Genomic DNA, 22938 nt, shown 5'->3' with positions numbered 1-22938 from the left:
CGCTCACGTACGTCGTCTCGCTGGTCATCGGCGGTTCGGCAGCAGCGACCCACGGGTGATCACGACATCGATCGCAACGGCAAGGATAAGGACTCCGCCGGTCGCGAAGCTCTGGACCTCGGTGGACAGCCCCAGGAGCTGGACCCCGTTGTTGATGGACCCGATGACCAGGGCGCCCAGCAACGCGGCCCACACGGTGCCGCGGCCACCGAAGAGGCTCGCACCTCCCACCACCGCGGCCGCGATCGCGTTGAGCATCAGCGGCCCCCCGCCCGAGGAGTTGGACACCGCCAGGAGCCGCGCGGCCTCGACGGTGCCGGCGACCGCGGCGCACACGCCGAGGATCAGGAACGAGTAGACGACCATCCGCGACACGGGGATCCCGGCGCGCTGGGCGGCCTCCCGGTTGCCGCCGACGGCGTACAGGTGGGAGCCGAAGCGGGTCCGGGTCGTGAAGTAGGAGCCGATCAACAGCATCGCGACCAGGATGAGCACCGGGAGCGGCAGGCCGCGCCCCTCGCTCAGCACGGCCACCGCCCCGAAGATCACCACCCCGCTGACGACCGCCGGCACGCCGACGGCGAGCAGCAGGGCACGCGGCGTCGTCGTCCGGCGGGCGCGCAGGCCGTGGTAGCGCGACCCGCAGAACACCAGCCACCCGACGGCGGCGATCGCGAAGCTCCATCCGGCGGGGACGAAGGTCGCGGCGATCTTGGCGTACTCGGTGCCACCGATGTTGATGGTGAACTCCGGCGGCAGCACCACCAGCAGGAGCCCCTGCAGCATCACCATGCCGCCCAGCGTCACGATCAGGGACGGCACGCCGAAGATGATGACCAGGGCCTCGGCGAGCATGAAGAGCAGGCCCACGACCACACCGGCGAGGACCGCCAGCCACAACGGCCAGTCGCTCCTGATCGCGAGCTGGGCGGTGACGGTCGCGCAGACGCCCGAGAGCATCGCGGAGGACAGGTCGATCTCGCCGACCAGCAGCACGAACACGATGCCCAGCGCCAGGATCGCGGTGGTGACGATCTGGAGGGAGAGGTTGGTGATGTTGGTCGAGGTCAGGTAGGCGGAGTTCTGCGAGTAGAAGTAGAGCCAGATCAGGCCGAGGACGATCAGCACCGGGATGCTCCGGTAGCGCCCGCCGAGTCCCGCGACGATGCGCGAGTGCACCGGGGTGGACGGCTGGTCGGCGGCCGACGCGGTGACGGGTGCCGGGGACTGGACGCTCATCGGGTGGTTCCCGTCGTTCCAGGAGCCTCGTGGGCTCCGGTGATCGCGGCGACCAGGTCGCCGGAGGAGTAGTCGCCGCGGCCGAACTCGGCGACCTTGCTGCCCAGCCGCATGACCACGACCCGGTCGGCGACCTCCTGGACGTCCTTGAGGTCGTGGGAGATCACGAGCACCCCGCGTCCCTGCGCCCGGAGGCGGACGATCAGCTCGAGCACCTCGGTGCGTTGCGACACCCCCAGTGCGGCGGTCGGTTCGTCGAGCAGCACGAGGCTCGGGTCGGAGATCAGCGCGCGGGCGATGGCGATGCCCTGCCGCTGTCCGCCCGACAGGCCGCCGACGGGTGCGCTCAGGGACCGGATCCTGACCGCGAGGCTGTCGAGCAGGCTGCCGGCCTGCATCTCCATGCGGTGCCGCTCGAGCGGCCGGCCGCGCAGGAGGCCGCCGGCGAGCTCCTGGCCGAGGAAGACGTTGTCGACCGCGTCCATGTTGTCGCACAGCGACAGGTCCTGGTAGACGGTGTGGATGCCCGCCGCCTGGGCGCCGCGCGGAGTCTCGAGCCGCACCGACTCGCCCCGCACGCGGATCTCGCCCGAGTCGGGGTGCTCGACGCCCGAGACGACCTTGACCAGCGTCGACTTGCCCGCACCGTTGTCGCCGACGAGACCCACGACCTCGCCGCGGTAGAGCTCCAGGTCGACCTCGTGCAGGGCACGGACGCCTCCGAAGTACTTCGAGACGCGGCGCAGCTCGAGCAGCAGCTCGCCACGAGAAGTCGACCGAGGGCTGGCGGCCGCAGCTGCCTCAGGCATGGGTGTTCCTCCCTGGGTGTGGGTGGTCATCGGGGTGGCCGTCCGGCAGATGGCCGTGGTGCGGGGTGGCCGCCGTTCGGCGGCCACCATGCCGAGGTCGACGGCCTGCTGCACGATGTCGCCCGGGTCCTTGCCGTCCTCGAGGTGGATCAGCGTGGTGTCGAGCTTCGCGGTCGGGATGTCGTCGGTGCCGTTGTTGACCGGGTCCTTCACCAGGTCCGACGGCGGGTCCTCACCGTTGATCGCGGCCTGCGTGATCTTGGCGGCGGCGTCGGCCTCGACCGAGAAGGCCTTGAGCACGTCGTCCTCCTGGTCACCGGTCAGCATGTACTGCAGGCCGGTGAGCTCGGGGTTCTGGCCGCCGTAGACGGGGATCTTCACGCCCTTGCCCTGCAGGGCGGCGATGATCCCGGACGCGTTGCCGTCGTAGAAGCCGAGGAAGGCGTCGATCTTGCCCGACGTCTTCGTCAGGCACTGCTCGGCGGCCTTCTGCGCCTCGGCCGGGTCCCAGTTCTTGATGTAGTCCTCACAGACCACGTTGATGGAGCCGTCGTCGATGAGCGGCTGCAGGACCTCGTTCTGGCCGCGCAGCATCTCGGTGGTGTAGACGTCGCCCTTGTTGCCGTACTGGCGGGCGAGGTCGACCGCCCCGTCGCCGAAGGCGCCGGCCTCGACCTGGCTCTTGAAGTACTCACCCTGCTGCACGCCGACCTTGTAGGGGTCGAAGATCACCTGGGCGTACATCGGCCCGTTCAGCGGCGGGTTCTCGTAGCCGATCACCGGCACGTTGGCCGCCTTCGCGGCCTCCAGCAACCCGGAGCTCGTGTTGGGGTCAGCAGCCACCACCACGAGGGCCTTCGCACCGGCGGCGATCGCCGAGTTGGCCTGCGACAGCTGGGTGGCCGAGTCGCCGCCGGCGTTGACGAACTTCACCTCGACGTCGGGGTCGAGGGCCTCGAGCGACTTCTTGAAGTCCGGCCCGTCCTGCTCGATGTACCGGGTCGGCGTCGTGTTCGGCGCCATGAAGTACACGAGCTTCTTGCCGCCTCCCGACGACGCGCTGCCGTCCGAGCCGTCACTGTCACTGCCACAGGCGGCCGCCACCAGGCCGAGCCCGCAGAGGATCGCGAGGACGCCGAGACCCGTCCTCTTCCGCTTGCTGCTGACTTGCATTCGATTCTCCTTCGACGAGGCACCCGGACCTGGTGATTCGGGTGTGAGTGAGCGCTGGTGTGGCAGCCCTCAACCGATGACCGTGGGTGGACGGCGCGGACCGCGCCGTCCCGGTCGGGGTGTGTTGCTGGCCCCGAGAGGATCCGTGGGGTGAGCGACCGCAGGTCAGGTCGGGGTGATCCCGGCCTGGTCGGCGGCGATCTGCAGGGCGAGGTGCTTGGAGTAGATGCGGACCCACGCCAGCGGGCCGCCCATGTACCAGAACCCGTCCTGACCGGTGCGGCGGTAGAGACCTCCGATCTCGCCGTCCTCGCCGACGCCGAGCACGAGGGGCAGCTTGTCGGCCACGCCGCTGCCGAAGAGCCGCCGCGCGGTCTCGCGCATGTTGGAGTAGCCGGTGGCCAGGACGACCAGGTCGGCGTCGAGCTCCCTGCCGTCGGCCAGCCGGACGCCGGTGGAGTTGAACTCCGCGAGTCCTGAGCCCTGGGCGAGCGCGATCTTGCCCGACGCGATCAGCCCCGAGGCGCCGACATCGATGTAGTAGCCGCCACCCTTGGCCAGGGCGAACCCCATCAGCCCGGTGCCGTCCGGGCCGTCGTTGAGCCGGAAGCCGACCGCCTCGAGCGACGCCAGCAGGGCGGCGTCCTTCTCGGCGGTGTCCTTGACGCCCTGCTTGGCGGCCTCGAGGACCAGTGGCCACGGGAAGGCGCTGGCCAGGAGGTCGGCGTACTCCGTCGGGGGCCCGGACTCGGTGAAGTTGGCCCCGAAGATCGCCGGGATGCCGTGCTCCTGGCTGATGATGTGGGTGGACGAGCGCTGCACGAGGGTGACCTCGGCGCCGGCCTCGTAGAGGTCCTGGGCGATGTCGTGGCCGCTGTTGCAGGCGCCGACCACGACCGCCCGCTTGCCCGACCAGTCGCCGCCGGACCCGTGCCTGCTGGAGTGGTAGACCGTGCCCGGGAAGAGGTCCCGGCCGGGGAAGTCCGGGATGTTGGGCTCGCCCGCGGCGCCGGTGGCCAGGACGACGTCGCGGGTCACCAGGGTCCGCGGTCCGGTCGGGGTCTGCACCGTGAGGGTCCAGCGGCGAGCGGCCTCGTCGTACGCCGCGTCGGTCATGTCGGCCGAGCACCAGACGTTGAGCTCCATCGCCTGGGCGTAGAACTCGAACCAGTCGGCGATCTTGTCCTTGGCCGAGTAGATCGGCCAGGAGCGCGGGAACGGCAGGTAGGGCAGGTGGTCCGCCCACACCGGATCGTGGAGCACGAGCGAGTGGTAGCGCTTGCGCCACCCGTCACCCACCCGCTCGCTCTTCTCGAGGATCAGTGCGTCGACCCCCATCAGCCGCAGGTTGGCGGCGAGCGCGAGCCCGCCCTGGCCGGCGCCCAGGATCACGACGTCCGGGTCGCGGTCGTCGAACGCGACCGATGCCTCGCGCTGGTCCTTCCAGTTGCGCTGGGTGGTCGCGCCGACCTCGTGCCGCGGTCCGGTCGGCCGGCGGGCGCCGAGGGCGCGCTCGTGGCCCTTGAGGTCCTCCATGCCGGTCATCACGGTCCAGGCCCGCCAGCCACCGTCGACCTCGCGGATGCGTGCGACCCCGCGGCACCATGCCTCGGCGGTCTGAAAGGTGAAGAAGCCCTCGATGGTGCCGGGTCCGTCGTCCTCGGCGACGAAGCGTGGCCCGAACTCCGCGTCCAGGGCGACGTCGGTCACCGCGGCGCGGTGGAGGTGCTGGCCCAGCAGCCCGGAGATGCGCTCGGTGCCGTGGTAGGTGCCCAGGTCCCAGCTCAGCGCCAGCAGGTCGCGCCACCAGCAGTCCGGGTCGACGAGCTCGAGCACCGCCGATCCGTCGGCCGCCTCCAGCCCCGCCGCGAGTGCGCCCAGCCAGTCCTCGAACGCCGCGCGCACCTCGTCGGGCGACGACTCCGCTCCCACTCCCACTCGGTCCTCCCTCGACCCCGCGCCGCCGCTCCCGGCGACGCTTCCTCCCGACCGAGCGATCGCTCGGTCGGGCGAGTGTTGCACACGTCACACGCCGTGGGAAGGCGTCGGACCAACATTTCTGCGAGAGAACGAGAACGGGTTCTAGCGATCTCCGCCGACCCGCTCGACCGGAACTGAAACAGGTTCTAGTCTGTCCGGCGTGACGAACGACCTCGGATACGCCCAGGCCCACGACACCTCGATCGAGGACCGCTACCAGCCGGTCCCGCTGCTCCGGGACAAGGTGATCGTCCTGTCCGGCGTGGGACCGGGGCTCGGGCGCGCGCTCGGCGAGGAGGCGGCGAAGCTGGGCGCCGACCTGGTGCTCGCGAGCCGCACCGCGTCGCGCCTGGAGAAGATGGCGGCGGTGGTGGAGTCCTACGGCCGGCGAGCCGTCGTCGTGCCGACCGACATCACCGACGAGGCGTCGCGAGCGGCCCTCGTCGAGAAGTCGCTCGAGGCGTTCGGGCGGGTCGACTGCCTGCTCAACAACGCCTTCGCGATCCCGCCGATGGACCCGATCACCCAGATCAGCCCGGCGGACCTGGCCAAGGCCAACGAGACCAACGTCTTCGCGCCGCTGCGGCTCTCGGCGCTCTTCGCCGACGCGCTGTCGGCGTCGAAGGGCTCGATCATCATGCTGAACTCCTGCGTCGTCTACTCCTCCCAGCCCGAGTACGCCGGCTACAAGCTCTCCAAGGGCGCGCTGGAGCACCTCGCCTCGTCGCTGGCCACCGAGCTCGGGCCGCGCGGGATCCGCGTCAACAGCGTCGCGCCGTCGTACATCTACGAGGACGTCAACCGCGGCTACTTCGACTACCTCGCCGCCGTCGAGGGCAAGACCCACGAGGACGTGTACGCCGAGAAGGCGGCGCCCACCGACCTCAAGCGGCTGGCGTCCCCCCAGGAGGTCGCCCGGGCCACCCTCTTCCTCGCCTCCGACCTCGCCTCCGCGGTGACCGGCCAGATGCTGGCCGTGGACTGCGGCGAGTTCCACGACTGACCCATGTCCGACAACGTGATGACCCGGGAGCGGCCGGACGTCGGCAGCTACGAGGACATCGCCGCCGCCGCGGTCCGCACCACCGGCCTGAGCGACTTCGGCGACGGGGGGCACGAGGAGGGCCTGCGGGTCCTGGTCGAGGACCTCGCGTCGCCCGAGGCCGGGCTGACCCCCCGGGGCAACTACTTCCAGCGCTCGGAGGTGAAGTCGGCGCTGGTCGGGGTGCTGCTGACCCAGGCGCAGTTCGCCGCGCACCCCGAGCACCGCGACGTCCGCATCGAGCGGCCGATCTTCGTGATGGGCCTGCCGCGCACCGGCACCACCGCGCTGCACCGGCTGTTGCACGCCGACCCGATGGCGCAGGGGCTGGAGATGTGGCTGACGCAGTACCCGCAGCCGCGACCGCCGCGCGACACCTGGGAGTCGGACCCGATCTTCTCCGCCATGCAGCAGGCGTTCTCGGCCCACCACGTGGAGAGCCCCGACTTCATGGGGATCCACTACATGGACGCCACGACCGTCGAGGAGTGCTGGCGGCTGCTGCGGCAGACCGGCAAGTCGAACTCCTACGAGGCGCTGGCGAACCTGCCGCGCTACTCGTCCTGGCTGCAGCAGCAGGACTGGACCGACGCGTACGCGCGGCACAAGGAGAACCTCCAGCTGGTCGGGCTCAACGACCAGGAGAAGCGCTGGGTCCTCAAGAACCCCTCGCACATGACGGCGCTGGACGCGCTGATGGCCGTCTACCCCGACGCGCTCATCGTCTACACGCACCGCGACCCGGTCACCTGCATCGCCTCGTCCTGCTCGCTGTCGGCCGAGACGACGGCCGGCCACTCCACGACGTACGTCGGCGGCGTCATCGGGCACACCCAGCTGGACCTGTGGTCGCGGGCGTTCCACGCCTTCCACGACGCGCGGGCGGCCTACGACCAGGACCAGTTCGTCGACGTCGCCTTCTCCGACCTGGTGCGCGACCCGCTCGGCGTCACCCGCCGCGTCTATGACCGGTTCGGCCTGGACTGGACGCCGCAGGTGCAGGCCGCGCTCGAGGAGATCGACCAGGAGTCCAAGCAGGGCAAGGCGAAGCCGTCGCACTCCTACCGGCTCAAGGACTACGGCCTCACCGAGGAGCGGGTCCGGGCGGCGTTCGACCGATGATCCGGGATAGTCCCTGACGATCGAGTGGTCAGATCGGCGGTCCGACCACTCGAAGGTCAGGGACTATCCCACCGACGAGGAGCAGCAGGATGAAGAAGCGCGTGGTCGTGTGGGGCACCGGCGTGGTGGGGTCGATGGTGATCGCGGAGATCCTCGACCACCCGGTGTTCGAGCTGGTCGGCGTGGGCGTCACCCGGTCCGAGCGGGCGGGGCAGGATGTCGGGGCGCTGCTCGGCCTCCCCGAGACCGGCATCGTGACGACGACGTCGGTCGAGGAGCTGGTCGCGCTGCGGCCCGACGCGCTGGTGCACTACGGTCCGACGGCGCAGTACGCCGACGACAACATCCGCGTGATCACGGCGTTCCTCCGCGCCGGCATCGACGTCTGCTCGACCGCGATGACCCCGTGGGTCTGGCCGGGGATGAAGCAGATCCCGGCGAACTGGCGCGACCCGGTCACTGAGGCGTGCGCGGAGGGCGGCGCGAGCTGCTTCACGACCGGCATCGACCCCGGCTTCGCCAACGACCTGTTCCCGATGACCCTGATGGGCCTGTGCGGCCGGGTCGACTCGGTGCGCGCGTCCGAGCTGCTCGACTACACCGACTACGAGGGCGACTACGAGGACGAGATGGGGATCGGCCGGACGCCGTCGTACACCCCGCTCCTGGAGATCCCGGACCTGCTCGTGATGGCGTGGGGCGCGACCGTCCCGATGATCGCGCACGCCGCCGGCATCGAGCTCGACGACATCACCACGACGTGGGAGAAGTGGGTGACGCCGACCGACCGGCCGACGGCGAAGGGCGTCATCGAGGCCGGCAACGTCGCCGCGATCCGGTTCACGATCAACGGGGTGTACGACGGCCGCGAGGTGATCACGCTCGAGCACGTCAACCGCATCGGGCTGGACGCCGCCCCGGACTGGCCCGCGGGCTCGGCCGACGACGTCTACCGCGTCGACATCACCGGGTCGCCCTCGATCAGCCAGGAGACGGCGTTCCGCTTCACCGACGGCTCGGGACGGGCGCCGGCGGTGGCCGGCTGCCTGGCGACCGGGCTGCGCGCGCTCAACGCGGTCCCCTACGTCAACGAGCTGCCGGCCGGCTGGGTGACCGCGCTCGACCTGCCGCTGATCCCCGGGGTGGGGACGATCAGGTAGGGCGAGCGACACTGGTCGCGTGCGACGGCATCACCGCTGGGACGACGAGGAGCCTCCCGAGCCCGACCTGAGCGACCCCACCACGGCCGCCGCGATGGACCGGGCCGCTCGCGACGTGCGCAGGGTCAAGCTCTTCCACGCGGCGTTGGTGCTCCTCGGGGCCGGCCTGCTCGGGCTCGCCCTGGTCCTGCGGGTGACCTGACCGGCTGCCGACGACGCCGCGCTCAGACGTCGAGCCCCGCGGACCCAGCGCTCGCCGGGGTCGCCGCCCCAGGCGTCCCGGGCGACACGGCCCGGCGAGGGGCAGCCCTCGGTGCCGCGCTGGGACACCGCGGCCCGCCCTGCCGTCCTCTCGCCGAGCACGCCCGCTGACCCTCAGGGACGTCATCAGGGACGTGCAAGGGCTTGCTCGCTCCTGAGGACGTTGCGGCGCTGCGCCTCACGGACCAACCCCGTCCGGCAGGGGTACGGCGGCGCTCCACCGCTCCCGGCGCTCGGCGTCCGTCTGGTCCCACCACGGGGTGCCGCGCTCGCCGAGCGCGACCTTGGCCGCCTGCACGCCGTCGCGGGCGGACCGCTCCTCGGGGGTCCCCCTGGTCCGGCGTACCTCCCGGCGACACGCCATCAGTATCCGGGGCAGCTCGTCGCGCCGCTCCGGCGGGATCGCCGGGTCGGGCGGCGCTGGCCTGGGCGGCCGTCCGGTCGTGACGCTCGGGTCGAACGGTGGGGGAGGCGGCCGATCTGTCCCGATTCCCGCCCACCGGCAGCACCGACGTGGTGATGTGGCTCCTGCAGGACGGCGAGCAGGAGGAGGACGAGCTGTGGAGCGGACGCTCAAGGTGGTGCCCACCGGGGGCCGGACGACGTCGCGACAGGGGCTGGAGCAGTTCGAGGGGGTCTCGGCGCAGAGCGTCGGGGCGACCGGACTGTGCGCGCACCTGCTGGAGATCCCGCCCGGCGCCCGGGCGAAGGCGCACCGGCACGCGGGGCACGAGACCGCGATCTACGTCATCGAGGGCGAGACCGAGGTGTGGTTCGGCGAGGACCTGACCTCACACGCCGTCGCGGTCGCCGGCGACTTCGTCTACATCCCGCCGGGGGTCCCGCACGTCCCGGTCAACACCAGCGCCGACCGGTGGGCACGGGCGGTCGTGGCGCGGACCGACCCGAACGAGCAGGAGAGCGTCGAGCTGCTCCCGCACCTCGACGACCTGCCCCACCTGACCGGCGGGTCCTGACCGAGCCCCTCACGCCTCCCCGGCGGCCCTGCGCACCTCGCGCTCGGCGACGGCGTGCACGTCGGTGCGGGCGTCGTAGGACCAGAAGTCGCGGAGGATCCCGGCGGTGATGCCGACGCCGGCGACGCAGGCCAGGCCACCGGAGGTGATGGCCGCGCGCACGCCCCACAGGTCGGCGGTGAGGCCGGCGCGGACCTGACCCGCGAGCGGGCCGATCGAGTAGGAGAGCATCTCGATCCCGGCGAGCCGGCCGCGCATCGCCTCGGGGATGGTCTGGCTCCACACCGTGGAGCGGAAGACGCCGGAGATCATGTCGGCCGCGCCGGCGAGGGCGAGGAACAGCGCGACCAGCCAGATGTTCGGCATCAGGCCGGCCACCGCGATCATCGCGCCGTACGCCGCGGCCGCGAGCACGATCGCCCGCCCGTGGTGGTGAACGCGGGCGGTCCAGCCGCTCAGGCCGGTCGCCACGAGCGCGCCGACCACCTCGGCCGTGTAGAGCATGCCCAGCAGCTGGGGCTGGTCGAAGACCTGGTCGGCGAGGGCCGGGAAGAGCACGACCGGGGCGGCGAACATCATCGCGACGATGTCGACGAAGTAGGTGCCCAGCAGGTCGCGTCGACCGAAGGCGTAGGACATCCCCTCCTTGATGCCGGCCAGGCTCGGCGGGGTGGTCTCGTCCCGGTGGGGGTAGCGCCGCATCAGCAGGTAGAGCACCGACGCGACCACGAGCCCGCTCACGTCGACCAGGAAGCACCAGCCGATGCCGACGTAGGCGACCAGGACGCCGCCGACGGCCGGGCCGCCGAGGAGGCCGAGCTGCATGCCGAGGCTGGACAGCGCGTTGGCCGCCGGCAGCTGGTCGTGCGCGACCGTGCGGGGCAGCAGCGCCTCGCGCGACGGTCGCTGCAGCGAGGAGCAGGAGGCGAGGGCGACGGCCAGCACGAAGACCACCCACACGTCGGGGTCGTCGCGGAACGCGTTGACCGCGAGGACCAGGGTGAACGCCGCCTGCGCCAGCCCGGTCAGCACCAGCAGGCGCCGCCGGTCGACGTGGTCGGCGAGCGCGCCGCCGTACAGGCCGAAGACCAGGACGGGCGCGAGCTCCACGAGGCCGATCGCGCCGACCGCGAGGTTGGAGCCGGTCAGCGTGTAGACCTGGTAGGGCACCGCGACGTAGGTGACCATCGCGCCGAAGTAGAAGACCGTGCCGGCCAGGAACAGCAGCCGGAAGTCCCGGGAGGCACGCAGCGGCGTGGTGTCCATGCGCAGGGCACGCAGTCGCTCGATCACGACCGCAGATCGTCCCAGGACCGAGCGCGTCGCGAAAGGGGTTTAGTGCACGACGATGGGCGGAAGCCCCTCGTCGTCCAGCAGGTGCGTCTCCTCGTGCTTGCGCGGCAGCAGCGCGGCCGGGATCAGGGTGAGCAGCACCAGCACCCACGCGACCCAGTAGGTCTGGGCGAACGCGGCCGCGGCATCGGCGAGGCCCTTCGCGATCGCCGCCGCCGGCAGCTTGTCGGCCAGCGCCGGGTCCTGCAGCGAGGCCATCGCCGGCCCGGCGAGCTTGGAGGCGTTGAGCTGGTTGGTGAGGATCACCGACATCACGGCCACGCCGACGGAGCTGGCGATCTGCTGATTGATGTTCAGCAGGGTGGAGCCGCGGGCGACCTCGTGGGCCTTCAGCGTCTTCAGCGCGGAGGTGAACAGCGGCATCATCGTCGCGCCCATGCCGAGGCCCATGACGAACAGCTCGCCCATGATCAGCCAGTACGGCGTGGTCGCGGTGATCTGGGTGAGGCCGAACATCCCGATCAGGATGAAGACCAGGCCGAAGGGCACGATCCGGCCGATCGGGTGCTTGTCGACCTGGGAGCCGGCGATCGGCATCGTGATCATCGCGCCGATGCCCTGGGGCGCCACCAGCAGGCCCGCGTGCAGCGTGGACTCGCCGCGCACCTCCTGGAAGTAGGTCGGCACGAGCAGCAGGCCGCCGAAGAAGGCCGCGCCGAAGAGGAACATCGTGATGACGGTGACCGTCAGGTTGCGGTTCTTGAACAACCGCAGGTCGAGCAGCGGGTGCTCGGGGCGGAAGGAGTGGAAGACGAACGCCACCATCAGCAGCGCGCCGATCAGCATGGGGACCCACACCTTGGGCGCGGTGGCCGTCCCCTCACCCGGGATCGAGGAGACGCCGTAGAGGAACAGCGCGAGGCCCGGCGACATCAGGGCCATGCCGAGGAAGTCGAAGGACTCCGAGGGCTGCGGGCTGTCCTTCGGCAGCACCCGCCACGCGTAGACGAGGGCGACGAGGCCGATCGGCACGTTGATGAGGAAGATCCAGTGCCAGCTGGCGACCTCGAGCAGCCAGCCGCCGAGGATCGGGCCGAGGATGGGGCCGAGCAGCATCGGGACGCCGAGGATCGCCATCAGCCGGCCCATCCGGTGCGGGCCGGCCGCCTTGGTCATGATCGTCATGCCGAGCGGCATCAGCATGCCGCCGCCGAGACCCTGGAGGACGCGGAAGCCGATGAGCGCCTCGATGCTCCAGGCCGTGGCGCACAGGGCCGAGCCGAGCGCGAACAGCGCGATCGCGGTCATGTAGAGGCGCTTGGTCCCGAACCGGTCGGCCGCCCAGCCGGTCAGCGGGATCACGGTGGCCAGCGCGAGCGTGTAGGCGGTGACCGTCCAGGCGACGGTGGAGTACGGCAGCGGGTCGGCCGGGCTGCCGAACACGGTCTGGAACGTCGGCAGCGCGACGTTGACCACCGTGATGTCGAGGATCGACATGATGGCGCCGAGCACAACGACGCCGGCGACCTTCAGCACCGCGGCGTCGATGTGCTCGGGCAGGTCGACCTGCTGGCCGGACGGCACCTCAGCGGACATGACGGCTCCCTTCACCGAGGAGCAATCCTAGGTCGCCCGGCTAGCGCGCTGTCACCCGGATTCGAGCCCCGCGCCGCGGCACGCTCGTGATGTTGCGGACCTTCGGCTCGTCGGGGCCGACCGTGGTGACGTCGTACGCCGCGAACACCTCGCGCAGCACCGCGACCCCCTCCATCGCGGCGAACCCCGCGCCGATGCAACGCCGCACGCCCCCGCCGAAGGGGATCCACGTGTTGGTGGGCGGGTTCTGTCCGAGGAACCGCTCCGGGCGGAACGCCCACGGGTCCGGGTGGTTGGCCTCCTGCTGGTGGGCCAGGATGATTGACGGCCCGACGGTGGTGCCCGCCGGCAGGTGGTAGCCGCCGATCGTCGCGGGCTTCATCAAGGTGCGCACCACCATCGGGATGACCGGGTGCAGGCGCATCGACTCCTTGAGCACGGCGTCGAGGAACTCGTCGTCGCCCTCGACGGCGGCCGTGCGGCAGCGCGCCAGCAGCGCGGGGTCGCGGCCGACCTCGTAGAGGGCCCAGGCCAGCGCCGTCGCGGTGGTCTCGTGGCCGGCGAGCAGGAGCGTGACGAGCTGGTCGCGCAGCTCGACGTCGCTGAGCCGGTCGTCGTCCTCGCCGGCGAGGATCAGCCGGGACAGCACGTCGGGGCGCTCGGCCAGGTCCGGCGACGTACGCCGCTCGCGGATCTCGGCGTAGATCAGCCGGTCGAGCTCGAGCTGGTTGTCGGCCGTGGCCTTCCAGGGGCCGTAGCGCAGCAGCTGGGGGTAGGCCCAGCCGAGCAGGATGACGGGACTGACGTTGACGGTCCTGGTGACCCGCGGGCGCAGCTCGGCGAGCCGGCGCTCGTCGGTGACGCCGAAGACGATGCGGAGGATGACCTCGAGGGTGAGCCGGTTCATCCGGTCCAGCGAGCGGAACTCCTCGCCGGGGCGCCAGGTCGCGACCTCGGCCCGCGCCACTTCGGTGACCAGGGACCGGTAGTCACGCAGCGCGTGACCGTTGAAGGCCGGCATCAGCAGCTTGCGGGCCCGCTTGTGCTGGCTGGAGTCCTGGAGGAGCAGCGAGTGCTCGCCCATGATCGGACCGAGGATGGCGTTGGCCTTGCCGGCGTGGAACACCTCGGGGTCGCCCGCGAAGATCTCCTTGGCCACCTCCGGCCGGGTGAAGATGACCAGCGGCCGGCCGCCGGGGGCGAGCCGGATGGTGAAGGCCTCCCCGTAGGTGCGCATCAGGTAGGGGTGGAACCAGTGTCGGAACCGCAGCAGCGCCGACGTCTGCGCCAGCACCGGCCACCGCGGGCCCGGCGGCAGCCCGGTCAGGTCGACCGGAGGCGGCTTCGGCCCGCCGCCCGGGCTCATCCGGCGCAGCCGCTCGCTGGTCAGCCGGCTCACGTCGTCGACGGTGGTCACGCGGTCGATGCTAGGTCCGTTCGGCGCAATTGAAAAGGTGTCAATAAGGTCGGCCCCCGCGCGCTGTAACGCGGGGTTATGGTCGCTGCACCTGCCGTATGCGGCTGCGGAAGCGTCCATAACCCCGCGTTACAGCTGTTCAGCCGACCGCACCCAGGTGGCGGGTGAGGAAGAGCAGCTGGTGGCGGACGACCGGGTCGAACCACTCCTTGCCGGGCCAGACGTCGAAGTGGTCACAGGGGTAGTGGCGCACCTCGGCGCGGCCGGCGAACGCCGCCTTCGCGGCGGCCTGCGGGGGCGCGCTGCGGTCGAGATCGGCGATCTGGACCAGCAGCGGCGCGCGCACCTTCGCGGCCTCCGCGCCCGGACGGTGGCCGCCCAGCTCCAGCCCGACGGCCGCGTCCACCTCGTTGCGCCAGGTCGGGCCGGCGATCGCCAGGTAGTCCTCGTAGCAGCCGTCGAGGGTCAGCGCGCCGAGCTCGCCGGGCCGGGCCACCACCGGCATCATCCGGGGACTGCCCACCTTGCTCCGCACGCCGAGCACCGTGGAGCGGAGCATCGCGGAGGGCTTGTGGTACGCCAGCGCGTGCCGTCCCGCGGCCCGCCCGTCGACCAGCGGCGTGAGCGACACGACGGCGGCGACGTCGTCTCGGTCCGCGGCCGCGGCCAGCACGTGGCCACCGGCGAGCGACACGCCCCAGAGGACCAGCCGACGCGGGTCGACGCCCGGCAGCCGGGCGGCCGCGGCCATCGCGGCCCGGTAGTCCTCGAGCTGTCCGGCCATCGACACCGTCTGCCGGGGCCGGCCCTCGCTCGCCCCGAAGCCGCGGTAGTCGAAGGCCAGCACGTCCAGGCCCGCCCCGGCCAGCGCCTCGGCGAAGGGCTCGAGCCCGGAGTCCTTGGTGCCGGCCAGCCCGTGGGCCATCACGGCCACCGGGCGGCCGGCGTCGCCGGACAGCGCATCCCCCGAGCCGGTGAAGTGCCAGGCGTGGCAGGTGGCCCGGTCAGCACCCGAGCCCGACTCGAAGGTGACGTCCTCGCGCTTCACGACCCGCTCCCCTCGGTCTGGCCCTCACCGGCACTGCTCCCGTAGATGCTGCGCAGCCACACCTCGACCACGGCCTCCACGTGCTCGTCGAGGTCGGCACCCTCCGGCGCCCGGACGACCCGCTCGAACGCCCGGTCGTTGAGGTCCAGCAGCACGGTGGCCAGGGCGCGCGCGTCGGGGCCCGGCGGCGCCGACCCCGCGGCCCGCTCGGCGTCGACCAGCTCGGCGACCAGGTCGACGTACGACTGCTGGAATGCGTCCCACTGGTCGCGGACCGCGGGGCTGGCGGCCCGCGCGTCCAGGACCGCGCGGTGCAGATGCGTCCGCTCGCCCCAGCCCTGCACGATCGCGCGGATGGCCGAGGAGATGCGGTCGCGGACCGTGCCGTCGCCACCGAGCACCTCGGCGGCGTCGAAGCCCTCGGCGTACATCTCGTCGTGCAGCGCCGCCACGGCGGCCGCCTTGTTCTCGAAGTAGAAGTAGAACGCCGACCGGGTCACCCCGGCGCGCCGGGAGATGTCGGCGATGTTGATCTCGTCGAGGCTCGCCTCGCGCAGCCGGTCATCGAGCGCCTCGAGCAGCGCGCCGCGCCGGCTGTCGCCGCCCGTGCTCACGAGGACCGCCCGGCCAGCACCGGAACACCCTGGGCCTGCGCCCGCCGCCGCCCGGCGGGCAGCTCCTTGGTGCGCATCTGGTGCTCGTAGACGAAGTAGTCGAGCTGGTGGGTGTGCCGCGGCCGGTCGAGCATGTGGCCCATGTAGAGCTCGTCGTCGGCGCGGATGACCCGGCGCATCTCGTCGACCGACGGCGGCACGTACTCCCCCACCGCGTACGCCGCCACGAGCCGCGCCTGGCACTCCACGAACGGGAACAGCGTAGGCGTGGCCTGGGCGAAGCCCACGAAGAGCAGGTCGTCCAGACCCGGCTTGATGATCCGCTTGTAGAGGTCGATCCGGTTGTCCGGGGCGCTGAGGAACTCGGGGTCGAAGAACGGGAAGGTCAGGTTGTAGCCGGTGGCGTAGATGATCACGTCGAAGTCGGCAGAGGTGCCGTCCTCGAAGTGCACGGTCTCGCCGTCGAGCCGCGCGACGTCGCCCTTCGGGGTAACGTCGCCGCTCTTCAGGCGCAGCGGGAGCTCGCCGGACTGGGTGGGGTGCGCCTCGAAGAACTTGTGGTTCGGGGCGGGCAGGCCGTAGAGGGTCGGGTCGGAGTAGGTGAACCGCTGGCCCCACTGGGCCGCCTTGCGCTGCCACGACAGGGGGATCTGCGGGATGGTCCGGTAGTTCATGTCGGCGGCCTTGCCGCCGATGAGCTTCGGCACGATCCACGCGCTGCTGCGGGTCGACAGCGTGACCTCGTTGCGCAGCGCGCGCTGCGACAGCTCGACGGTGATGTCGGCGGCGCTGTTGCCGAGACCGACGACCAGGATCCGCCTGTCCATCAGGTGCAGCGGCGTCCACGGGTCGATGTAGTGGTGGGAGTGGATCGTCTCGCCGGTGAACTCGCCGGGGAAGTCGGCGGTCCGCGGGTCCCAGTGGTGGCCGTTGGCCACGACGAGCAGGTCGAAGCGGCGGGTCTCGGTCTGCCCCGTACGCCGGTGCCGGGTCGTCAGCTCCCAGCCGCCTCCCGGCAGCCGCTCTGCGTGCTCCACGCCGTTCTCGAACTCGATCCCCTCGCGCAGGCCGAACGCGTCGGCGTACGCGTCGAGGTACTGCTTGATCAGCGTGTGGTGCGGGAAGTCCGGGTAGTCCTCGGGCATCGGGAAGTCGCGGAACGACAGCTGGTGCTTGGACGTGTCGATGTGCAGCGACTGGTAGGAGCTGCTGTGGCCATTGGGGTTGCCGAACGCCCAGTTGCCGCCCACCCGGTCCGAGGACTCGAAGGTCGTCCACGGTACGCCGTAGTCCTCGAGCATCTTGCTGGTCGTCAGGCCGCTGATGCCGGCGCCGATGACGGCGGTCCGTGGTCGCGCCACACGTCCTCCTCGGTGGTGGAACCTGTTCTAATTTCGGAGGCTAGGCCCTAAGTTGACACGCGTCAACGAGCGGAGGGAGCGCAGCATGGTCGAGGCATCGGATCGGGTGGCGGTGGTCGTCGGGGGTGCGTCGGGGATCGGGGCGGCGATCGTGACGGGGTTCGCCGACGCCGGGTGGCGCACCCTCGCCACCGACCTGCCGGGCACCGGTGCGGTCCCGGTCGACGTCACCGACGAGGAGTCGGTCGCGGCGCTGCTCGACGGGGTGGTGGCCGAGCACGGCCGGGTGGACGTGGTCGTCAACAGCGCCGGCGTATCCACGCTCGGCAACGTCGTGGACCTCGCGGTCGAGGAGTGGCGGCGGGTCGTGGACGTCTGCCTGACCGGCGCCTTCGTCGTCATCAAGCACGCCGGGCAGCGGCTCGGGCCGGGCGGCTCGGTGATCTCGCTGTCCTCGCTCAACGCCCGCCAGCCGGGCGCCGGGCTGGCGGCGTACTGCGCCGCGAAGGCCGGCCTGTCGATGCTGACCGAGGTCGCGGCGCTCGAGCTGGCGCCCCGCGGGATCCGGGTGAACGCGATCGCGCCGGGACTGGTCGTGACCCCGCTGACGGCACCGGCCATGGACATCCCCGGGATCGAGGACGACTACCTCGAGAACACGCCGCTGGGCCGGTCGGGGCGGCCGGAGGAGATCGCCGAGGCCGCGCTCTACCTCGCCACCGCCGGCTGGGTGACCGGCGAGGTGCTCGACATCAACGGCGGGGCGCACCTGATGCGCTACCCGGACCTGAACAAGCACGTGCTGGCGGCGTTCGGCTGAGGTCTGCGCTTGCCGGATGCGTGTGGGTTGGGCGGGCGGCCGTCACGGTTTCATCAAGGTATGCAGGCGAATCGACACTTCCCACGGCGAGCCCACCGTGGGAAGTGCAGGTTCATCTGCATACCGTGATGAAACTGCGACGAGGGTGAACGAGCCGATCAGAACACCGCGCCGGGGTTGAGGATGCCCTGCGGGTCGAGGGCCTGCTTGACCCGGCGGTTGAGGTCGAGCACGTCGGGTCCGACCTGGTCGGCGAGCCACGCCTTCTTCAGCCGGCCGACCCCGTGCTCGCCGGTGATGGTGCCGCCGAGCGCGATGCCGAGGTCCATGACGGCCGCGTAGGCGAGGTGGGCCCGCGCCGTCTGGTCGGCGTCGGTCGGGTCGTGCACGATCAGCGGGTGCGTGTTGCCGTCGCCGGCGTGCGCCACCACGGCGATCTCGACGGCGTGCTCGGCGGCGATCCGCTCGATGCCGCGGACCAGCTCGCCGAGCCGCGGCAGCGGCACGCCCACGTCCTCGAGCAACAGGGAGCCGCGCGGCTCCATCGCCGTGATCACCATCCGGCGCGCGGCGACGAACGCCGCCGCCTCGTCCGGGTCGTCGGTGCTGACCACCTCGGTCGCGCCGTTCGCCGTGCAGATGGCGGCCACCTCCTCGATCTCGGCCGCGGCGCGGGGCGGCGCCTCGTCGCTCTGCACCAGCAGCAGCGCGGCCGCGCTGCGGTCCAGGCCCATCCGGGTCACGTCCTCGACGGCGTTGATCGAGGCGCGGTCCATCAGCTCGACCATCGAGGGTCGCAGCGTGCGGCTGATGGCGAGGACGGTCGACACCGCGTCGTCCAGCGAGGCGTACGTCGCGACCAGCGTGGCGGGCGCGCGCTGCGCCGGCACCAGCCGCAGCACCGCGCGGGTCACGATGCCGAGGGTGCCCTCGCTGCCGACGAACAGCTTGACGAGCGAGAGACCCGCGACGTCCTTGAGCCGCGGCCCGCCGAGCTCGACCGCGGTCCCGTCGGCGAGCACGACCGTGAGGCCGAGGACGTAGTCGGTCGTGACGCCGTACTTCACGCAGCACAGGCCGCCGGCGTTGGTGGCCACGTTGCCGCCGATCGAGCAGATCTCGTACGACGACGGGTCGGGCGGGTACCAGAGCCCGTGCTCGGCCGCGGCCTGCTTGACCGCGATGTTGAGCGCCCCCGGCTCGACGACCGCGGTGCGGGTGTCGACGTCGACCTCGATCGCGGTCATCCGCTCGGTCGAGACGACCAGGCAGCCGGCCTGGGCGGTGGCGCCGCCGGACAGGCCGGTGCCGGCGCCGCGCGGCACGAGGCCGACCCCGTGCGCGGCGGCCCACCGGACCGCGACCTGCACGTCCTCGGTGCAGCGCGCCCGGACGACCGCCAGCGGCAGCTCGGCCGCCGGGTCGAACGCCCGGTCCTGCCGGTACTTCTCCATCCGATCCGCGTCGGTGACGACGACCCCGTCGGGCAGCGCGGCGACCAGCGACTCGAGGCGGTCCGTGGTGACGCTCACCCGCCCAGTCTGCACCCGCCACGCGCCTGCCGCCGGACGTCATACCAGGTGGCTGCCCCAGCGACCAGGACGGATGACCTCCCTAGGACGCCAGCCAGACGTCATCCGAGATGGCCGCCCCGGCGACCAAGACGCACGACGTCCCCAGAACACCAGCCAGACGTCATCCGAAGTGGCCGCCCAGCGACCAGGACGGATGACCTCCCCAGGACACCAGCCAGACGTCATCCGAGATGGCCGCCCCAGCGACCAGGTCGGATGACGTCCCTGCTCGGCGCCGGCGGGGCCCGATGCTCGCCGGGGGTGCGGTCAGACGAGGGCGGCGAGCACCGCGGCGCACCCGGTGGCGGCCAGGAGCAGCAGCACGAGCCGGCGGAAGGCGGCCGGGGAGAGCAGGTGCCGGGCCCGGTGGCCGAGCAGCCCGCCGACGACGACCGCCGGCAGGGCGACCAGCGCGGTCACCAGCTCCGACCGGCCGAGCTCGCCGGTCGCGGCGAACAGCCCGACGGCGAGCAGGTCGAGCACCAGGAACACCGTCGTGGCCGTGGCACGGAACGCCTCCGCGCCGAGCCCGCGCGCGGTCAGCAGGGTGACGACCGGTGGGCCGTTCGTGGCGGTCGACGTCGTCAGCACCCCGGTCCAGAGCCCCGCGACCACGTCGGTCGTGCGACCGGTGGCCGGCAGCGACCACCCGCGCCACAGCAGCACCACCACGGCCAGGACGAGCAGGCCCACGACCAGCGTCAGCGCGTCCTGGCCCAGCGCGCGGTAGAGCAGGTAGCCCAGGGGGAGGCCGAACGCGGCCCCCGCGAGGATCCTCCCCACCACGCCGCGGTCGACGACCCCACGGCCCTCGACCGCCTGCCACGCGTTGAATCCCGTGCCCATCACCAGGGCCAGCAGGACCGCGTCGTGCGGCCCGACCACGAGGGCGAGCAGCGGCACCGAGACGAGCGCGAAGCCGAACCCGCTGGCCATCTGCACGGCCGCCGCGAAGCCGAGCACCAGGGCGGCGGCGAGGGTGGTGGCGGGCACGCTCCGCAGTCTGGCCCGTGACCGGGCGGGCCGAGGGTCAATCGCGCCGGAGCACGCCGAGCACCTCGTGGACCGGCACCGGGTTGTCCCGGCCGGCCTGGCAGGTCAGCCGGGTCGCGGAGGCCGGATCGCGGCTCGTGCGGACGACGACCTCGTAGCTCCCGCCGGCCACGGCGAACGTGGCGGTCGTGGTGTCACCGTCGACCATCCGGCCGGTCAGCGCGACGTCGCCGATGCGGGTCGCGCCGAGCTCGCGGCGCAGGTGGATCTCGGCCGCCTGCACCGGCATCGGGTGGGCGGACGAGCCGCGCAGGTGGTCGAGGTCGAGCTCGCCGGCGAGGTGCGCGCCGGCGACGGCGATCGCCGACACCGGGTCGAGGCGCCCGTAGTAGAGCCCGTGCGGGAGCACCACCATGTTGCCCGCGAACCGGTCGCCGCCGATGTGCGAGACCTCCCAGGTCTCCTCGGGATGGGCCCGGTCGAGCGCCTTCGCCACCGGGCGGCCGCGCACGGCGCAGCACGCGTCGTGACGGCCGTTGGTGCACACGCAGAAGAGCGATCCGTCGTACGCCGGCAGCCCGGTCGTGCCGCCCTCGCGGAAGCCGACCAGGTCGAGGTCGAGCACCTCGCGCTCGTCGGCGAGGACGCCGGACTCGACCCGGGGACGGGCCGGGTCGGTGTGCACGGCGAAGACCCGGATGCCGTCGCCGTCGGGGGCCGAGGCGAACCGGCGCACCAGCAGCACCTTGGCCCGCAGTGTGCGGGCCCGCTGCTTCAGCGCGGCCCCGAGCCCTTCGGGCAGCCGCGCGTCCAGCAGCGCGTCGCTGCCCCAGGGACCGACGTGCTCGAGCAGCAGCCAGGTGCGCACGTGGGTCGCGGTGCCGGCGACGGGCTCGTCGCGCAGCAGGCTGCCGGCCGCGCACCGGAACGCCTCGGGCGGAGGGCTCACGCGAGCTCCAGCAGTCCCTCGCGGACCAGCCGGCGACACAGCACCAGGTTGCTCTGCTCGTCCAGCGGCAGGTCGGCAGGCGTCAGCTCGCGGCGGGCCCGGACCTCGTCGAGGGCCGGCCGGACCCAGGCGGGGACGGTCAGGCTCCGGTCGCCGAGGAGCACCTCGACCTGCTCACCGCGGTCGAGCAGCACGCACGGGTGCCCGGGTCGCCGCCGCAGCGTCGTGGTCGCGTCGACCTCGCCCAGCACACCGCCCAGCAGGTCGCGCAGCCCACCGGGCAGCCGGGGCGGGCGCGAGGTGAGGAACCGGCGTACCTCCTGCTCGACGGCCGCCTCGGCCTCGAGCGTGCGCACGGCGTCGGCGAGCGCGGCCAGCCGGTCGGCGAGGCCGGGGACGAGCGTGGCCGGGTCGTCGAGGTAGCCCGCCGGCAGGTGCACGTCGGTCACCCCGGCCAGCAGCGGCGCGACGGAGCGCTCGACCAGGCCGCGCCAGGTGAGCTGGTTGATGCCGATCGTCACGTGCAGCGACACCATCTCCTGCGCGCGAGCGGCGTGCGGCGTGCCGGTCGGCAGGTACATCGACACCCCGGGCTCGAGGAGCACGTCCTCGACGCCGTCCGGCCCGTGCACCTCCCACTGCTTGGAGCCGGCCGTCTGGAAGACGAAGACATCGTGGGAGTCGGAGTGGACCGCGAAGCCCTGCGCGCCCGGGGGCGTGAGGTAGGCGTTGGCCTGGCAGGGGTGCCCGAGCTCGAGCTCGAGGTCGGCGACCAGCCGGGTCAGCGGCGGCCAGTAGCGGTGCAGGCCCTGGAAGACGACGGTCGCCCCGTCGGCGAAGAGCGCGAGCGCCTTGCGGGCGTCGACCAGGCCGGTGAGCGGCTTGCCGGCGAGGGTGGCGCCGCGGGTGTACGACGACTCCGGCAGCACGCTGCCGTCCTGGGCCAACCTGATCGACGGCGTGCGGATCGCGGTCGAGGTCAGCAGGTGGTCGGCGTCGTCGAGCGACAGCAGGCCGACCAGGGCCTCGGGGTCGGTGCGGTGCAGGTGCACGCGGGACGCCCAGACCTTTGCGAGGAAGGTCTGGGCGTCACCGCTGAGCAGGTCGAGTGCGGTCAGGACGCGTCGCCGTCCGTGCCGTCGCCGTCGGTGCCGTCACCGTCGGACGCGTCACCGTCGGTGCCGTCGCTGTCGGTGCCGTCGCTGTCGGTCCCGTCGCTGTCGGTGCCGTCGCCGTCCGTGCCGTCGCCGTCGGTCCCGTCACCGTCCGTCGCGTCGCCGTCGGTCCCGTCGCCGTCCGTGCCGTCGCTGTCGGTCGAGTCGGCGTCACCGCCGCCGGCCAGGGGGTCGCCCGCCGGGGTCGTGGTCATGTCGTCGTCGCTCAGGGGCTCTTCCGGGGTCATGCGTCCTCCTGCGTCGTGGGGGGTGCGGTGGCGCCAGTCTGCTGCGCGGTCGACCGGCGGACAAGCGGTACCCGCTCCCGGGAGGAACAGTCCGGTGGGCCCCGTGGA

Annotated in this window: 21 protein-coding genes; 6 read left to right on the top strand and 15 right to left on the bottom strand. The window is 72.1% G+C overall.

Annotated features, from left to right (window positions below; genetic code table 11):
• Positions 1 to 24: 24 nt before the first annotated feature.
• The 3 genes from ACILRH_RS02455 to ACILRH_RS02445 form a co-directional block, all read right to left on the bottom strand.
• Positions 25 to 1239, bottom strand: coding sequence for a sugar ABC transporter permease (locus ACILRH_RS02455; RefSeq protein WP_395690547.1), 1215 nt, complete (start codon positions 1237 to 1239; stop codon positions 25 to 27).
• Positions 1236 to 3221 carry a substrate-binding domain-containing protein gene (locus ACILRH_RS02450; protein ID WP_395690546.1) on the bottom strand — a complete coding sequence of 662 codons (1986 nt, stop codon included), beginning with the start codon at positions 3219 to 3221 and terminating at the stop codon, positions 1236 to 1238. The genes ACILRH_RS02455 and ACILRH_RS02450 overlap by 4 nt, the downstream gene beginning before the upstream one ends.
• A gap of 165 nt (positions 3222 to 3386) precedes the next feature.
• Positions 3387 to 5159, bottom strand: a complete 1773-nt coding sequence (locus tag ACILRH_RS02445; RefSeq protein WP_395690545.1) for a flavin-containing monooxygenase — start codon at positions 5157 to 5159, stop codon at positions 3387 to 3389.
• 202 nt (positions 5160 to 5361) lie between these two features.
• On the opposite strand from ACILRH_RS02445, the gene ACILRH_RS02440 reads away from it, so the two are divergent.
• The 4 genes from ACILRH_RS02440 (at position 5362) to ACILRH_RS02425 (ending at position 8727) form a co-directional block, all read left to right on the top strand.
• Positions 5362 to 6204 carry an SDR family oxidoreductase gene (locus tag ACILRH_RS02440; RefSeq protein ID WP_395690544.1) on the top strand — a complete coding sequence of 281 codons (843 nt, stop codon included), beginning with the start codon at positions 5362 to 5364 and terminating at the stop codon, positions 6202 to 6204.
• Positions 6205 to 6207: 3 nt separating this feature from the next.
• A complete protein-coding gene (locus ACILRH_RS02435) occupies positions 6208 to 7365 on the top strand; it encodes a sulfotransferase family protein (RefSeq protein WP_395690543.1) in 1158 nt (385 codons plus the stop codon).
• Positions 7366 to 7454: 89 nt separating this feature from the next.
• Positions 7455 to 8525 carry a hypothetical protein gene (locus ACILRH_RS02430; protein ID WP_395690542.1) on the top strand — a complete coding sequence of 357 codons (1071 nt, stop codon included), beginning with the start codon at positions 7455 to 7457 and terminating at the stop codon, positions 8523 to 8525.
• Between the two features lie 19 nt (positions 8526 to 8544).
• Positions 8545 to 8727: a hypothetical protein gene (locus ACILRH_RS02425; RefSeq protein ID WP_395690541.1), complete on the top strand. Its 183-nt coding sequence runs from the start codon at positions 8545 to 8547 to the stop codon at positions 8725 to 8727.
• 237 nt (positions 8728 to 8964) lie between these two features.
• Here ACILRH_RS02425 and ACILRH_RS02420 read toward each other — a convergent pair whose 3' ends face one another.
• Entirely contained in the window at positions 8965 to 9150 is a 186-nt protein-coding gene (locus tag ACILRH_RS02420; protein WP_395690540.1) for a hypothetical protein, read from the bottom strand.
• A 196-nt stretch (positions 9151 to 9346) separates the two neighbouring features.
• Here ACILRH_RS02420 and ACILRH_RS02415 point away from each other — a divergent pair, with 196 nt between their 5' ends.
• Entirely contained in the window at positions 9347 to 9763 is a 417-nt protein-coding gene (locus ACILRH_RS02415; RefSeq protein WP_395690539.1) for a cupin domain-containing protein, read from the top strand.
• A gap of 9 nt (positions 9764 to 9772) precedes the next feature.
• Here the strand turns inward: ACILRH_RS02415 and ACILRH_RS02410 are convergent, their stop codons facing one another.
• The 6 genes from ACILRH_RS02410 to ACILRH_RS02385 form a co-directional block, all read right to left on the bottom strand.
• A complete protein-coding gene (locus ACILRH_RS02410; RefSeq protein ID WP_395690538.1) occupies positions 9773 to 11056 on the bottom strand; it encodes an MFS transporter in 1284 nt (427 codons plus the stop codon).
• A 42-nt stretch (positions 11057 to 11098) separates the two neighbouring features.
• Positions 11099 to 12652, bottom strand: a complete 1554-nt coding sequence (locus ACILRH_RS02405; RefSeq protein WP_395690537.1) for a DHA2 family efflux MFS transporter permease subunit — start codon at positions 12650 to 12652, stop codon at positions 11099 to 11101.
• Positions 12653 to 12692: 40 nt separating this feature from the next.
• Positions 12693 to 14069 (bottom strand): cytochrome P450, encoded by a 1377-nt coding sequence (locus tag ACILRH_RS02400; protein WP_395690536.1) that lies wholly within the window; start codon positions 14067 to 14069, stop codon positions 12693 to 12695.
• A gap of 139 nt (positions 14070 to 14208) precedes the next feature.
• Complete coding sequence (locus ACILRH_RS02395) at positions 14209 to 15117, bottom strand: alpha/beta hydrolase (RefSeq protein WP_395690535.1); 909 nt, start codon at positions 15115 to 15117, stop codon at positions 14209 to 14211.
• Entirely contained in the window at positions 15114 to 15731 is a 618-nt protein-coding gene (locus tag ACILRH_RS02390; RefSeq protein WP_395690534.1) for a TetR/AcrR family transcriptional regulator, read from the bottom strand. The genes ACILRH_RS02395 and ACILRH_RS02390 overlap by 4 nt, the downstream gene beginning before the upstream one ends.
• Complete coding sequence (locus ACILRH_RS02385) at positions 15728 to 17092, bottom strand: flavin-containing monooxygenase (RefSeq protein ID WP_395690533.1); 1365 nt, start codon at positions 17090 to 17092, stop codon at positions 15728 to 15730. Before ACILRH_RS02385 ends, ACILRH_RS02390 begins: the two co-directional genes overlap by 4 nt.
• An 85-nt stretch (positions 17093 to 17177) precedes the next feature.
• On the opposite strand from ACILRH_RS02385, the gene ACILRH_RS02380 reads away from it, so the two are divergent.
• Positions 17178 to 17912 (top strand): SDR family NAD(P)-dependent oxidoreductase, encoded by a 735-nt coding sequence (locus ACILRH_RS02380; RefSeq protein ID WP_395690532.1) that lies wholly within the window; start codon positions 17178 to 17180, stop codon positions 17910 to 17912.
• Positions 17913 to 18070: 158 nt separating this feature from the next.
• Here the strand turns inward: ACILRH_RS02380 and ACILRH_RS02375 are convergent, their stop codons facing one another.
• From ACILRH_RS02375 to ACILRH_RS02355, 5 genes are all read right to left on the bottom strand, one after another.
• Positions 18071 to 19444, bottom strand: coding sequence for an FAD-binding oxidoreductase (locus tag ACILRH_RS02375; RefSeq protein WP_395690531.1), 1374 nt, complete (start codon positions 19442 to 19444; stop codon positions 18071 to 18073).
• A 309-nt stretch (positions 19445 to 19753) separates the two neighbouring features.
• Entirely contained in the window at positions 19754 to 20479 is a 726-nt protein-coding gene (locus ACILRH_RS02370) for a sulfite exporter TauE/SafE family protein (protein WP_395690530.1), read from the bottom strand.
• 37 nt (positions 20480 to 20516) lie between these two features.
• On the bottom strand, positions 20517 to 21428 hold the full coding sequence (locus ACILRH_RS02365; RefSeq protein ID WP_395690529.1) for a sucrase ferredoxin: 912 nt from the start codon (positions 21426 to 21428) through the stop codon (positions 20517 to 20519).
• Entirely contained in the window at positions 21425 to 22480 is a 1056-nt protein-coding gene (locus ACILRH_RS02360; protein WP_395690528.1) for a cupin domain-containing protein, read from the bottom strand. Before ACILRH_RS02360 ends, ACILRH_RS02365 begins: the two co-directional genes overlap by 4 nt.
• A gap of 62 nt (positions 22481 to 22542) precedes the next feature.
• Positions 22543 to 22830 (bottom strand): hypothetical protein, encoded by a 288-nt coding sequence (locus ACILRH_RS02355; RefSeq protein ID WP_395690527.1) that lies wholly within the window; start codon positions 22828 to 22830, stop codon positions 22543 to 22545.
• Positions 22831 to 22938 lie beyond the last annotated feature (108 nt).

Source organism: Nocardioides sp. (assembly GCF_044226765.1).
Taxonomy (GTDB): domain Bacteria; phylum Actinomycetota; class Actinomycetes; order Propionibacteriales; family Nocardioidaceae; genus Nocardioides.
Note: the sequence above shows the minus strand (reverse complement) of the source record. Positions and strands in the feature narration are given on the sequence as shown.

Excerpts from the sequence above, each read along its gene's own strand:
- ACILRH_RS02450 (WP_395690546.1), bottom strand. The coding sequence starts at position 3,221 with ATGCAAGTCAGCAGCAAGCGGAAGAGGACGGGTCTCGGCGTCCTCGCG.
- ACILRH_RS02380 (WP_395690532.1), top strand. The coding sequence starts at position 17,178 with ATGGTCGAGGCATCGGATCGGGTGGCGGTGGTCGTCGGGGGTGCGTCG.
- ACILRH_RS02420 (WP_395690540.1), bottom strand. The coding sequence starts at position 9,150 with ATGGCGTGTCGCCGGGAGGTACGCCGGACCAGGGGGACCCCCGAGGAG.
- ACILRH_RS02430 (WP_395690542.1), top strand. The coding sequence starts at position 7,455 with ATGAAGAAGCGCGTGGTCGTGTGGGGCACCGGCGTGGTGGGGTCGATG.
- ACILRH_RS02405 (WP_395690537.1), bottom strand. The coding sequence starts at position 12,652 with ATGTCCGCTGAGGTGCCGTCCGGCCAGCAGGTCGACCTGCCCGAGCAC.
- ACILRH_RS02455 (WP_395690547.1), bottom strand. The coding sequence starts at position 1,239 with ATGAGCGTCCAGTCCCCGGCACCCGTCACCGCGTCGGCCGCCGACCAG.
- ACILRH_RS02355 (WP_395690527.1), bottom strand. The coding sequence starts at position 22,830 with ATGACCCCGGAAGAGCCCCTGAGCGACGACGACATGACCACGACCCCG.
- ACILRH_RS02435 (WP_395690543.1), top strand. The coding sequence starts at position 6,208 with ATGTCCGACAACGTGATGACCCGGGAGCGGCCGGACGTCGGCAGCTAC.